We start from the raw sequence: 13,781 nt of genomic DNA on the forward strand, positions 1-13,781 counted from the left end.
TCCTAATCTGATATCTTACGAAATTGGCTAATGAAGAATCCATCACTTCCATACAATTCTGGAGTAATCAGGATACAGCCATCTTTCAGGATATCCTTGCATTCGTGTTCTAGTTTAACCTGCTCGAACTCGGGATGACTTTCTAAAAACGCCTCAACGACTTGAAAGTTCTCCTCAGAGACAATAGTACAGGTACTATACGTTATTATACCACCTTTTCGTAGTGTTTGACAAACACTACCTAATATTTCCAGCTGAATTTCCTGTAGGGACGTGAAATCTGCCGTTTCTTTATTGTATTTGATATCTGGTTTGCGGCGCAAGAGGCCGATCCCAGAACAAGGGGCATCTACTAAAATCTTATCAAAAGAGTCTTTTTCAAAAAACTCATGCACTTTTCTGGCGTCCAATTTTTGCGTTTGCACTCGATCTGCCACACCCAGACGTTGGGCGTTTTCTTGGATCAAGTCCAACTTGTGATCATAAAGATCCAAAGCCGTCACCTTACCAGATGTGAGGAAAGAAGCCATATGGGCTGTTTTCCCACCCGGAGCTGCACAGGCATCTAGGACCTGCTCATGGCCTTGCAGATCAAGAGTGGGAGCAACCAGTTGACTGGACTCATCTTGGATGGTAATAGCACCCTCTGAAAACAAATCATGTCCCGCAAAGTGTCCCTGCTCCTTGACCAAACCAGAAGCGGCCAAAGGTGAATCATTCGCCTCTAACACGGCTTTGATTTCCTCCTTTCGACTCAAGTCGGACACTCGGATGCTGGCTTTGTTGCGCACCAAGAGGCTTTCAAAGATGGCTTGGACTCGCTCTTCACCGTATTCTTCCTTGAGCTTAGACACTAGCCAAACTGGGAGAGAATAGGCAATGGAATCACGCTTGTTTTTGCGTTTGATAGTTGCAATATCTGGCCACCCTTCTCGCAAGATACGACGAAGGACTGCGTTGACTAATTTTTCACTGCCTTTTTTACGCGCTTTGGCTAGCTCTACCGCTTCATTGACCACAGCATGGTCAGGCACCTTGTCTAGGTACTGGAGTTGGTAGACGCTCATAAGGAGTAAGATATAGAGCCAGTTATCTAGCTTGTCTCGGTCTTGGATAAAGTGGGACAAATACCATTCTAAGGTGAGTTTTCGAGCCACCGTTCCGTAGACAATCTCTGTTACCAAGCCCTTGTCTGCTGCCGAGAGTCGACTGCCCTTGAGGTGTTTATTTAAAGCGATATTGGAGTATGCTTGATGGATAAAAACATCCTCTAACACTGCTAGAGCTAGATTTCTAGCCGTTTCTACTTTAGTCACCAAATCGTTCTCCTACTGTCAATGTCCGTCCCACTCCGTTGAGGAAGGAAGCAATGTCCATCTTAGGCTTCCCAGCTGGCTGCACTTGCTTAAGAGACAGAGCACCTTCAGCCGTTGCGACGATCAATTCCTTTTTGCCAATAGAGAGGATCTCCCCTGGATTTCCCTGACCTTCTACTGGTAGAGCTTCATAGATCTTAAAGCGGTCGCCCTTAAGGAAAGTATGGGCAACAGGCCAAGGATTCATCCCTCGGATTTGGTTGAAGAGTTGGCGATTGGTTTTAGTCCAATCAAGTTTCTCTTCTTCTGGCTTGATATTTGGCGAGAAAGTGACTTGGCTTGGGTCCTGAGGCACAGGTTTGATCTCCCCAGCAATATAACCAGGAAGGGTGCCCAAAAGCAAATCACGACCAACAATCGCTAATTTTTCAAACAAGGTACCGACATTGTCCTCATCTGTAATAGGAATACTACGGCGGGAAATCATATCTCCTGCATCCATTTCTTTAACCATTTCCATGATAGTCACACCAGCTTCCTCATCCCCTTGAATCAAGGCATAATGAATGGGGGCGCCACCACGGTGTTTGGGAAGAAGGGAAGCGTGAACATTGACCGCAAAGTCCATGCTATCAAGAAGTTTACTTGGGAGAAATTGCCCAAAAGCAGCGGTCACAATCCCATCCGCTCCTAAATTCATAATGGCTTCCATCTCAGGACTTCCAGATAATTTTTCAGGCTGGTAGATAGGAAGGCCTGCTTCTTTGGCAGCCTGCTTGACTGGGGTTTCTTGGATTACTTTTTTACGGCCGACAGCGCGGTCTGGCTGGGTCACAACAGCTAGGATCTCGTAACGGTCGTCTGATAACAACCCCTTCAAAACTGTCGCTGAAAAATCAGGTGTCCCCATAAAGATTAGTTTTGTCATTTCTTCTCCTTCTTATAAAAATTGCTGCGGTTCGTGGTCAATGCTGAGACGAAGCTCGCTATTTTCCCGTTCTTGAGTCAAGGCCAAGACCTGGTTGAGGGTTGGGCCCAGCTCATCTTCTAAACGGTATTTAATCAAAATCTGGTAATGGTAAAGGTTGTGGGTACGGGAAATGGGTTTTGGTGTCGGTCCAAGGATTTTACTAGTTTCCGATAAACCTGATCGCAAAATTCCCATAACTTCATAGGCACGTTTGATAACCTCTTCTTCTTTCTTGTGAGAGAGGGTAATTCCAATAGTGAAATAATAAGGCGGATAGCCGAGTTGGCGCCTGATACTCATTTCATAGGCATAAAAACCTTCATAATCCTGTTCCTTGGCAAAACGAATGGCATAGTGCTCAGGATTGTAAGACTGGATCAAGACCTGACCAGCTTTTTCCGCTCGACCTGCACGACCAGCTACCTGAGTTAAGAGTTGGAAGGTTCTCTCAGAAGAACGGAAATCAGGTAGATTCAAGGCCGTATCCGCATTGAGCACTCCGACTAGTGTCACATTTGGAAAATCCAAGCCCTTGGCAATCATCTGAGTTCCCAGCAAGATATCTGCTTCCCCTCGGCCAAACTGGTCAAGAAGAGCTTGGTGACTGCCTTTCTTGCGGGTCGTATCCACATCCATCCGCAGAATGCGGGCCTGAGGAAAGAGCTCTGCCAGCTCATCGTAAGCTTTCTGAGTCCCTGTACCGTAGTAGCGAATACTGCGGCTCTGACAGTTGGGACAGACATGAGGAATTCCCTTCGAAAAGCCACAGTAATGGCAGTTCATGGTCTTGGTATCCATGTGGAGAGTCAGAGAAATATCACAGTTGGGACAGCTATCTACCGTTCCACACTCCCGACACATAACAAAACTAGAATAACCCCGACGGTTGAGCATGAGGACTGCCTGTTCTTTTTTATCCAAACGGTCTCGAATGGCCTCTAGCAAAGGAGGCGTAAAGTTTGATGTCTCATTCTGCCCGATATAGTCCCGAAAGTCAATCACTTGAACTTCAGGAATAGTGGCTAAAGGATTGGCCCGTTGGGTCAGACGTAAGTGTTGATAGACACCTTTTCCAGCACGCGCACGGCTCTCTAAGCTCGGTGTCGCTGAGCCAAGGACTAGGGCTGCTTGATTGTACTGGGCCCGTAGAATGGCGACCTCTCTAGCATGATAACGGGGATTGCTGTCTTGTTTGTAGCTAGCTTCATGCTCTTCATCGATAATGATGACACCCAGATTTTTCAGAGGAGCAAAGATGGCCGATCTGGCTCCAACCACAACTTGTGCTTCTCCACGCTCAACCTTGCGCCATTCGTCGTACTTCTCACCATTGGATAGGCCTGAGTGGAGAATGGCTACTTTCTCACCAAATCGAGCAATAAAACGCTCCGTCATCTGTGGCGTCAGAGAAATCTCAGGAACCAGTAAAATAGCCGTCTTACCCATATCCAAGGCTCCTTGGATAATCTGCAAGTAAACCTCCGTTTTCCCACTTCCTGTAATTCCTTGAAGGAGGAAAGGAGGCTGTTGACTGCCAATAGCACTGACAACGGCATCACGCGCCTGTCTTTGTTCTGGATTCAACTCCAAAGGTTGGCTGACTTCAATGCCTTCAAAATAAGCAGCTGAGCGTTGCACCTCCTTTTGGACTAGGGTTAGAGCTCCTTGCTCCACAAAGAAGTTGACTTGCTCGCGTGAGTAGGACTCTAACAAACTAGCCAGAGGAGCACTCTCAGGATGAGACAGCAAATAGTCTCTCAGCTCTGCTTTTTTCTTAGCACGCGCAGAAATCTCAATCTGCTCTAGCTGAGTGGCATCAACTTCATACCAAGACTGGGTCTTGACCTTCTTTTGATCGACCGCTTGATATTCTAAGCGGAGCAGACCTTTCCTGGTCAAGCGCATCATTTCTGCCTGTTTGACAAGGTCTAGAGAAGAAAAGGCTAGCGAATCTTCTGAACCAAACAGACGCTCTCGGTCTGCCTGACTCAGACCTTCCAGAGGATAGAGAATCTTATCATAACTGGAGTTTAAAAATCCCGGCAACATGGCTTTTAGAATGGAGATTTTGTAAGAAAAGACGGACTTTCGTAATTCCTCAGTCAGCCAGAGTTGCTCTTGAGTGAGAACAGGGGAAAAATCCAGCACCTCTGCAATCTCCTTCAAGTCCTGATTGGCAGCTTCTTCATCCGACTGGGACTCCAAGCCTAGCACAATCCCTTGGATCAAACGATTGCCTTTGCCAAAAGGAACATGGACCCGCATACCGACTTCCAGCATCTCTACAAATCCCTCTGGAACCTTATAACTATAGGGCTGGTCCGTCTGCATCAGGGGAACATCCACGATAATATTTGCGATAGCCATCTTCTCACCTCCTTCTTGTCAGTACATTCTTGCAATAGAAAAAATAAGATTGAGTCCCCCCAACCTTAAATTTTTTCACCATCTTCTTTTTCTTTAGCGATTTGCTCTTTGATTTTCTTTTCTTCTTCTTCTTTGCGGCGTTTTTCTTCTTCGATACGGAGGCGAACCGCTTCACGTTTTCCTTCTGGATCTGGGTGAATGGTTACATTTCCAGACTCGATTTCTTCCAAAGCGCGAAGAGTTGATTTTTCAGACTTAAACTCTTGAGTTGCTGGCGCACCGGCTTCTAGTTCGTGGGCACGCTTTGCTTCCAAGATTACGAGTGAATATTTTGATGGCACCTTGTCTAGCAAGGTATCAATAGAGGGTTTTAACATCATTTGCTTGTACCTGTTTCCTATAGTTTATTGAGTAGTTGGAGATTTTGGCAACATCTCCTGGTAGTGACCAATGACACGGTCCACACGGAAGTGTTCAGCTTCGATCACACGCTTGACACGTTCAGCAGCGAGGGATACCTGATCGTTGACAATGGCATAATCATACTCACGCATGAGGGCAATTTCTTCCTTGGCTTTTTCGATTCGTTGGGCAATCACTTCAGCGCTATCTGTTCCACGACCTACCAAACGATCTTGCAATTCATCCAAATCTGGTGGCGTTAGAAAGATAAAGACAGCATCTGGAACCTTTTTCTTAACCTGAAGGGCTCCCTGCACTTCAATCTCAAGAAAGACATCTATTCCCTTATCCAGAGTTTCATTGACATAGGTCAGAGGAGTTCCATAGTAGTTACCGACATATTCTGCATATTCCAACATCTGACCTTGACGGATCAGTTCTTCAAACTCTTCACGAGTACGGAAGAAATAGTCCACTCCATCCACTTCACCAGGACGTTGCGCACGCGTCGTCATCGATACAGAGTATTGAAATTGATTCTCAGAACTCTCAAAAATCTCTCTTCTAACCGTTCCTTTCCCAACTCCTGAAGGACCAGAAAAAACGATTAGCAAGCCTCGGTCTGCCATTATGTCTCCTTTAGTTAGTCTGTGAAATAAAGTGAAATTTCTCTCGGATACTGATGATTGCGTCAGTTATCCTTCTACAGTCTTTCTATCTAGTGTAACAAAAAAGCAGTAATATTTCAACTGCTCTTTCTTATTTATTTAGCATAATCTACTGCACGAAGTTCACGGATCACGGTTACCTTGATATTTCCTGGGTAATCGAGATTATTTTCAATTTTCTCACGAACTTTGTGAGCCAAAATTGTGACTTTGTCGTCTTTGATTTGTCCTGGATTAACCATGATGCGGATTTCACGTCCCGCTTGAAGGGCAAAGCTATTTTGCACTCCTTCAAAGCCATTGGCGATTTCTTCCAAATCATGGAGACGCTTGATATAGCTTTCAAGAGACTCGCTACGAGCACCTGGACGCGCTGCACTCAAAGCATCTGCTGCAGCAACGATCACTGCAATGACGCTTTCAGCTTCGACATCACCGTGGTGGCTAGCAATGGTATTCACCACAACTGGGTGTTCCTTATACTTACGAGCCAACTCCGTGCCAATCTCAACGTGGCTACCTTCAACCTCGCGGTCAATAGCTTTCCCGATGTCATGAAGGAATCCAGCACGACGGGCAAGAGCTGCATTTTCACCAAGTTCACTGGCGATGATACCAGATAGCTTAGCAACCTCAATCGAATGACGCAAGACATTTTGTCCATATGAAGTACGGAACTGCAAACGTCCCATGATCTTCATCAAGTCTGGATGGAGGTTTGGCGCACCAATCTCATAGGCAGCAGCCTCCCCATATTCACGGATTTTATTGTCAATCTCCTGACGGTTTTTCTCCACCAACTCCTCGATACGAGCTGGGTGGATACGGCCATCCTTGAGCAACATTTCCATGGTCATACGAGCAATTTCACGACGAATTGGATCAAATCCTGACAAGGTCACCACTTCCGGTGTATCGTCGATGATGACATCAACCCCTGTCAAACTTTCAAAGGTACGAATATTACGCCCTTCACGACCGATAATGCGCCCCTTCATGGTATCATCTGGTAGATGAACTGTCGAGTTTGTTGACTCTGCTACATAGTCACCAGCGATACGCTGCATAGCCTGAACCAAGATATCTTTGGCAATCTTGTCTGAACGTTCCTTGACCTCTTGCTCAGCCTCACGAATGCGACTAGCAATTTCCTTGGTCAAGTTTTCCTCTGTTTGAGCCAAGATAATATCTCGAGCCTCAGTTTGGGAAAGGGAGCCGATACGTTCAAGTTCAGCTTCTTTTTGTCTTTCGACTTCCTCTAATTGCTCTTCACGTGCATCAAGGTTTTTTGCTCTATCAGAAATACTTTGTTCTTTTTGTTCAAGTGTTTTTTCTTTGTTCGTCAAATTGTCGTCCTTACGGTCAAGGCTCGTAGCTCTCTCCGTCAAACGACTTTCAATTTGCTTGAGCTCCTGACGTTCTGACTTAAATTCAGCGTCCACTTCTTCACGGTATTTTCTGGCTTCCTCTTTGGCCTCCAATAGTGCTTCTTTTTTAAGAGACTTGCTTTCGCTCTTGGCTTCATTTAGCAATAAATCCGCTTCACGCTCAGCTTGTCCTCGTAAATTAGTTGCTTCTTGTTCAGCATTTAGAAGCATCAACTCTGCAGCCTCTTGAGATGATTTCATCTTAGCTGAGATGCTGACATATCCAATGACTAAACCAATGATGACGGCAAAAACAACAATCGCAATGGTCATGATTTCCATGTTTTTACCTCATTAAATTTGTTTATCGAATGACATACATTCCTTAATATTCTATCATAAAAAATCGATTTTCACAAACCCAAATTGAAGAGTTTTGTGTGAATTTTAGGAGAAAGTTCGCCTGATTCAATCTTCATTTTGACTAAATGCTACAATAAAATATATTTGATAGTCATTTGTAATTTAGATTTTGAAACGAAGGTAATTTTGTACAAAATCACGATATTTTTCATTCTTCAATAGTTCATTGAGTTTATCTTTGTGGTTTTTTATATTTATATAACCATTCTGTAATCCATAGTAAATTTCAACTAAATATTTTTTTACCTCAATATCAGGAATTCCAGGATCATCCACTGTTATCTCATCTCCTATTTTTGATATAAATAAATTTTTTAAACCTTTTTTCCATAAAAATGATAACAAATCAAAAAAATATTTCTGCTTAACATCAAACATACTATACATTGTTTTCTGATTGATAGACACCAAAGGATAATCCGACATAATACCAGGAATATCATAGTTTAAAATTATCGATAACATCTCAAAATACAGGTACGAATTTCTCTCATAAAGATGTTCAAAATATTTATCTATTTCATCTTTGTCTAAGTATTCAAATAGTGAGACTAGAATATTTTCAGTTCCTCCCCAACCATTCATCCACTTAATAATATAGTTTGCTTTCTCGCTTTCATCAGTTTTATTTGAAAGTTTTTCTAATGACTTTTGAAATTCTCTCAAACTCAATTTTTCTTCTTTCATTTGTTGGTTTTTTTCCTGTACCTCTCTATAATTTTTATCTACATAATAAATTTTAAAAATCAATGATAACATTTTTCCAAAGTCATCATCTCTCAATTTACTCTTTTTCAAAATGTTATCTATGACTTCTCCTGTAGATACCATTCGATTATGATTCAGCTTAAATTTTTTATCAATGAGATTTTCCTTTGTTGATTCCATTTCCTTACTATTTAAAATTACAATAATTTTAAATTTTTTATTCTCAGAAAGATGGTCAATATAACCCAATAAATCATTGTAATCTGAAGGGTTATCTGATTTTGCTGCATCTGAAGGCTTATCCGATTTTGCTACATATGAAACCCGTTCAAGATCATCAAAAATAATGATAGAATCTCGCTTCATCAAATCCGTTCCAACTGTTTTAAAGAACCATTTAAAAACTCCTCCAACAAGTGGAATAAAGTCCAAATTTCCGAGTATGGATTGTTTTTCTATCTCATTAATCAATATTCTCTCGGCTTGCTCTCTTGTTTTTATACCAAAGCAGGAAATATAGTAGATTTCTTTCTTTTTGTAAATTTGATTTTCAAAAAACGTCTTTATAAAAAATGTTTTCCCACTCCCCCAAGAACCATCCAGCCAGTACACATTATGAATAGAGTCAGGACTATTTAAAAACTCCACCAGATGAGTTTGAAAAGGATGGTCATCCAAGTCATATTCTGGAAATAGCTCTGGGTCTAGTTTCTTATAATTAACTTTTTTTAAAATTATGTCTAAAAACCAGAATAGTATTGTTGGTATAGTCAGTGCTAACAATATTATTACACGATTCACATACAAAATTGAAATAATATCTTTTAAAAAATTATAATTAGATACAAATTTATAAATAGGTAAAGCAAAGCGTTTAAATTGTTCAATCTCAAGTGCAAGATATAGTACCCATATACTGGCTATAAATATTTTGTACCACTCAACAATTCTAACATTACTACTCCATGATGGCCTTTTCAATAAATATTTTAATGGTTTGAAATTCAGAAAAAAATTAAGAATCCTCGTCATTATATTTTTCATATATACCCCTTTTAATCTATATTATCATGATTATACCACAAAATAAGAGTTATAAAGCGGATTCAAGGGACAAGAACCTAGTTATTATACTAAAATTTTTCACTGATTTCTTAACTTAGGAAATCTATCATTTCTCAAAGACTTTATCTTCAATTTGCTAGCTAAAATTTCTAAAATAAAAAAGCCCACCTTTCAGTAGACTTAGTAATGATCTTTGAAGGACAAGAAAGCCACGCTATCTCCATCTATCATATAAATCAAGCGATTTTCTGCATCAATACGACGTGACCAAGCTCCATGATAGTCATACTTGAGTGGTTCTGGTTTACCAATTCCTGAAAAAGGATCGCGATGAATATCCTTGATTAGCACGTTGATTCTTTTTAATGTTTTCTTGTCCTGAGTTTGCCAGTAGCAATAATCCGCCCAGGCATCTTCTGTAAAATTGAGCAGCATTTCTCACTCCTCAATCATATGTACCTGAGTGCTTCCAGCACGAACTTGAGCCATTCCTCGCAAGACCTTGTCAGAAAGTTCCTTATTTTGAGCGATTCTCAGGGTTTCCTGAATACTATCCCACTCGCTCTTTGAAAGGACTACAATATCCTCATCTGGATTTTTATTGACCACCGTTAAAGGCTCAAATTCATCGTTTACCTTCTTCATGTAGTCTTTTAAATGATTTCGGAATGTTGAGTAAAGAACTGCTTCCATAACCATACCTCGTTTTACCTCTTTTCCACTATTATACACGAAAAGAAAGAAATTGTCAGGAACTTGTACAAGATTTTTCTTTTCTATCTATTTATTCGAAAATCTTCTAAAAAAGCCTACCTTTCAGTAGACTTAGTTTGTTTCTATTCTAATCGGCACTCTGCCAAAATTCTGCTCTGCTATACTTGGTTGTCCCAGTCGGTAAATCTGGTCTGCCTTTTGAGTCATATCATCCCAAGGTTCTTTGCCAATTCGGCTGACTAGATGGACCTGCTCTTTCAGAGACTTGAGATGTTGTCTGCCTTTTTCTGTAAATCCTAGGACATGGATGGCTTCTGGCAAGTCGCTTTCTCTGGCCTGCACCAGGATATAGGTCAAAAGGCGTCTGACACGCGCTTTGGTGTATCGCTTGGTGGCAACCGCCTCGACCAATTCGTCAACAGACTGAGCCTTCTTGATAGCTTCCTTGATGCGCACAGCCATTTCTTGATTGACCTGATAGATGGTCGTTAGGTCTGAATTTGACAAGATTTGATAGCGGAGCAAGGGAAAATAGTCATCCCAACTCACCTTACTGGACTGCTCAAAGAGAGCAACAGAAGGCATAAAGCGTTCTAAGAAATCTTGGTCTGATTGATGCTGACGGAGGGCTGTCGCCGAGGCAAAGTCCACATCCTTGTCCACAGAATGATAACCCGCTCCCTGACGCTGAATCGGATGCAGTTTGATGTTGCGTCCTGCAACCGCCTTGGCATAGGCCAGAGCAAGGACATGATTAGGCGTATTGCCTGAAAAATCGAGACCTGCAAATTCCTTCCACATGGCTTGGCTTTTCTGGGGATAAGAGAGAGAATCAGGCAGATTTTCCACAAATTTCTCCATCTCAGTACCTTGCTCTGTGTATAAGTCTGCAATTTTCTGGTAATCCAGAATTTCCTCTGTCCCAAAGGCTAAGGTATCAATCCCCAACCGACCCAAGATATCTACAGCTCCTTGGCCAAAGAAATCTGCTGCCTGAACACTGACTAAAAAGGGCAATTCCACTACCAGATCTGCTCCATTCTCCAGTGCCATTTGAGCCCGTGTCCACTTGTCAACGATAGCCGGCTCGCCTCTCTGCATGAAATTTCCAGACATGGCCACAATTTTCAACCCTTTAGCCTGTTCCAACAGGTATTTATGCCCATTATGAAAAGGATTGAACTCCGCGATAATACCTGTAATGGTCATGGTAATCTCCTACTTCTGCGCGACAAAAAACCAACGGGCACTGGTTTCTGTTGGCTCCTTGTCCTCAAAGTCCGCAAAGAGTTTGAAGGACTTGAATCCAGCCTGTTCCAGCAAAATATCATAGGTCAAAACCTCATAAGTCCGCTCCTCATGCACTTCATCGTGGCGACTAAAGGAACCATCAACCTCCTTGATAAAGAAAGTCAACTCATGCACGATAGAGTGGGGTGCTGCGTCCTCGTAGGTATCCCAGAGCATGGCAAAATCTTCCGCATTTTCATGGTAAGAATAGCCTGGAAAAACTTCATCTGTCTGGTAGGTCGAATGGACATCAAAGATAAATACCCCATCTTCGTTAAGGGCATTATAGACTTCTTTGAAAACATCCCCAACTTCCACCTCATCCTGCATGTAACAGATTGAGTCCGAGTAACAAGTGACAAAGTCGTAAGTACCTACCTCAGACAAGTCCAGCATATTGCCTTGCAGGAAAGCAATTTTTTGTTTTGCTGAAGTCGCTCTCTTCTCCGCAATCTTCAACATATCTGCGCTCAAGTCAAGGCCTGTCACATCAAAGCCAGCTTGAGAAAAGCGAACAGACTGGATACCTGTCCCACAAGCCAATTCCAAAAGCTTCTTTCTCTCCTTGGTCTTAGGCAAATGACGCAGCGAAAAATCCGTCCATTTATCGTATAAACTATCGTCCATCACAGCATCGTAAACAGCCGCAAAGGTTTCGTAAGTTGCCATAATTAAGATACAAAGAGCGTTAAAAGCAAGGAGAAAATAGGAAACTTTCTGCTGTATCATCAGATACAAAGGAAGTTACTCTTTTTCTCGCAGCTTTTAGCTCGTGTTCAGTTTCGAGATGAGCAAAACACGACGCTCTCACCTTTCCATCAATTTCTTTTAAAATAAGCAAAGAAACCCAGTTGACTGTAACTGAGTTCATCTACTAGGCCAAGGCTTCAGAAATATCTACAGACTCCGCCTCATGCCATAGTTTTTCTAGGTTATAATGGGCACGCATTTCTTCTGAGAAGATATGCACAACGACACCGCCGAGGTCTAGCAAGACCCAGCCTCCAGCTGCATCACCTTCGACATGGCTACCTTTAAAGCCAGCTTGAGCTACTTTTTCACGAATGTTATCAGCGATTGCGTCCAACTGACGACTATTCATCGAGCTAGTGATAACAAAGTAGTCTGTCACACTGGTCAAATCTTGTACATCAAGTGCAAGGATATCCTCCGCACGTTTCTCATCAGCCGCTTTCACGACTAGTTCTAGTAATTCTTTTTCGTTCATTTAGTCCTCTTTCAAATAGTGCACAAAGGCGTTATAGGTTTCAATGGTTTGGGGATAGATGGGGAATCCCTGATGAGCTAAATGCTCCACGGTACGAGCTGTTTCGTAGGCCACTGCCTTATTGAGTGACAAACTTGCAATCTCACGTGCCTCGTCCACACCTGGAAAGGCACGGTTATGTTCGATATAGTCTGCGACGTAGATGACTTTATCTAGATCGGTCATCTGACCAGCACCAACTGTATGAATTTCAATGGCTCGCAGGATTTCAGAATCATTCAAATCTAAATCTTCCTGAATCTTGTAGATGCCAACCATGCCATGCCAGACATTGTTTCCCCAGTTTTTGAGGTCGGGGTCTAGCTGATAACGGTCAATCAAGTCTAGGAATTCCTGATCTGACAGCTTTTTAGCATAGTCGTGGAGAAGTCCTGCTAGACCAGCTTTCTCACTATCGAATCCAAATCTCTCAGCTAGTTCTATGGCCGCACGCTCCACCCCCAAACAATGGGTTAACCGTTTTTCAGGTAGAAGCTCTGCCATTTTTTCCAACAAAGCCTCTCGGGAACAGTTGATATAGTCTTGGTATGCCATCAGTAAAGCCCCTCCTTCTCTATGTAGTCTAGCACTGGCTGAGGTAGGAGGAAGTTAGGTTTCCGACCTTGGGCAATGAAGTCTCGCACCATGCTGGACGAGATGTCCATGAGAGGCACATCCACCCAGATAACTGGATAGGAAGTCCCTGCCTTGTAGCGCGGGCGCTGAACTCCAACAAACTGAACCATGTCGACCAGCTCATCAATTCGGTACCATTTAGGCAGATAGTCCACCATATCAGCCCCGATAATGAAGTAATAATCCGTATCTGGATGTTGCTCTGTCAAAATCTTCATAGTGTCGTAGGTGTAGGAAATGCCCTTGCGCTCTAACTCAATGGTTTCAATGGCGAGGCCTTCAATCCCCTCAATCGCCAACTCAAGCATCTTGAGCCGATGGTACTCGGGGATGGTTTCCTTTTTATCTACATGAGGTGGTTGGTATTCAGGCATAAGCAGGACCTGGTCCAGTCCCAACTGTTGTCGTACTTGGTCTGCTACAACAAGATGGGCATTGTGAACAGGGTTAAAATTTCCCCCTAAGATCCCGACTTGTTTGCGTTTTTTCTCCTTGATTTCTGGCTCCAACTCTACCTTGGTAAAGGGAGTCAATAATTCGATTGCCATAGGCTCGTCTTCCTTTAAATTTTCTGTAGAAACAGTTTCT

General features: G+C 42.6%; 14 protein-coding genes. All 14 read right to left on the reverse strand.

The annotated features are described in order from the left end of the window. Positions 1 to 2 precede the first annotated feature (2 nt). The 14 genes from rsmB to MK395_RS06415 all read right to left on the reverse strand — a co-directional run bounded on the left by rsmB (position 3) and on the right by MK395_RS06415 (position 13,741). A complete protein-coding gene (gene rsmB / locus MK395_RS06350) occupies positions 3 to 1,316 on the reverse strand; it encodes a 16S rRNA (cytosine(967)-C(5))-methyltransferase RsmB (protein ID WP_268711513.1) in 1,314 nt (437 codons plus the stop codon). Next, positions 1,309 to 2,244 (reverse strand): methionyl-tRNA formyltransferase, encoded by a 936-nt coding sequence (gene fmt / locus MK395_RS06355; protein ID WP_268711514.1) that lies wholly within the window; start codon positions 2,242 to 2,244, stop codon positions 1,309 to 1,311. Before fmt ends, rsmB begins: the two co-directional genes overlap by 8 nt. 12 nt (positions 2,245 to 2,256) lie before the next feature. After that, entirely contained in the window at positions 2,257 to 4,653 is a 2,397-nt protein-coding gene (locus MK395_RS06360; RefSeq protein ID WP_268711515.1) for a primosomal protein N', read from the reverse strand. A gap of 65 nt (positions 4,654 to 4,718) precedes the next feature. Continuing rightward, positions 4,719 to 5,033, reverse strand: a complete 315-nt coding sequence (gene rpoZ / locus MK395_RS06365; RefSeq protein ID WP_002874282.1) for a DNA-directed RNA polymerase subunit omega — start codon at positions 5,031 to 5,033, stop codon at positions 4,719 to 4,721. Positions 5,034 to 5,057: 24 nt separating this feature from the next. Next, positions 5,058 to 5,684 carry a guanylate kinase gene (gmk, locus tag MK395_RS06370; RefSeq protein ID WP_268711516.1) on the reverse strand — a complete coding sequence of 209 codons (627 nt, stop codon included), beginning with the start codon at positions 5,682 to 5,684 and terminating at the stop codon, positions 5,058 to 5,060. A gap of 134 nt (positions 5,685 to 5,818) precedes the next feature. Further along, positions 5,819 to 7,432 carry a ribonuclease Y gene (locus MK395_RS06375; RefSeq protein ID WP_049519337.1) on the reverse strand — a complete coding sequence of 538 codons (1,614 nt, stop codon included), beginning with the start codon at positions 7,430 to 7,432 and terminating at the stop codon, positions 5,819 to 5,821. A gap of 183 nt (positions 7,433 to 7,615) precedes the next feature. Continuing rightward, positions 7,616 to 9,265: a P-loop NTPase fold protein gene (locus tag MK395_RS06380; RefSeq protein WP_142352129.1), complete on the reverse strand. Its 1,650-nt coding sequence runs from the start codon at positions 9,263 to 9,265 to the stop codon at positions 7,616 to 7,618. A gap of 201 nt (positions 9,266 to 9,466) precedes the next feature. Next, positions 9,467 to 9,721, reverse strand: a complete 255-nt coding sequence (locus tag MK395_RS06385; RefSeq protein ID WP_042767962.1) for a Txe/YoeB family addiction module toxin — start codon at positions 9,719 to 9,721, stop codon at positions 9,467 to 9,469. A gap of 3 nt (positions 9,722 to 9,724) precedes the next feature. Continuing rightward, entirely contained in the window at positions 9,725 to 9,979 is a 255-nt protein-coding gene (locus tag MK395_RS06390) for a type II toxin-antitoxin system Phd/YefM family antitoxin (protein ID WP_173425167.1), read from the reverse strand. Positions 9,980 to 10,111: 132 nt separating this feature from the next. Next, entirely contained in the window at positions 10,112 to 11,209 is a 1,098-nt protein-coding gene (locus MK395_RS06395) for a nucleotidyltransferase (RefSeq protein WP_042767959.1), read from the reverse strand. A gap of 9 nt (positions 11,210 to 11,218) precedes the next feature. Further along, positions 11,219 to 11,959 carry a class I SAM-dependent DNA methyltransferase gene (locus MK395_RS06400; protein WP_070838340.1) on the reverse strand — a complete coding sequence of 247 codons (741 nt, stop codon included), beginning with the start codon at positions 11,957 to 11,959 and terminating at the stop codon, positions 11,219 to 11,221. A 205-nt stretch (positions 11,960 to 12,164) separates the two neighbouring features. After that, the gene (rsfS, locus tag MK395_RS06405; protein ID WP_042767955.1) at positions 12,165 to 12,518 is read right to left on the reverse strand and encodes a ribosome silencing factor; all 354 of its coding nucleotides are present in this window, start codon (positions 12,516 to 12,518) and stop codon (positions 12,165 to 12,167) included. Beyond that, positions 12,519 to 13,112, reverse strand: a complete 594-nt coding sequence (gene yqeK, locus MK395_RS06410; protein ID WP_042767953.1) for a bis(5'-nucleosyl)-tetraphosphatase (symmetrical) YqeK — start codon at positions 13,110 to 13,112, stop codon at positions 12,519 to 12,521. Beyond that, entirely contained in the window at positions 13,112 to 13,741 is a 630-nt protein-coding gene (locus MK395_RS06415; protein WP_070837936.1) for a nicotinate-nucleotide adenylyltransferase, read from the reverse strand. The genes yqeK and MK395_RS06415 overlap by 1 nt, the downstream gene beginning before the upstream one ends. Between the last annotated feature and the right edge of the window lie 40 nt (positions 13,742 to 13,781).

Source organism: Streptococcus oralis, from assembly GCF_026782085.1.
GTDB lineage: Bacteria > Bacillota > Bacilli > Lactobacillales > Streptococcaceae > Streptococcus > Streptococcus oralis_DA.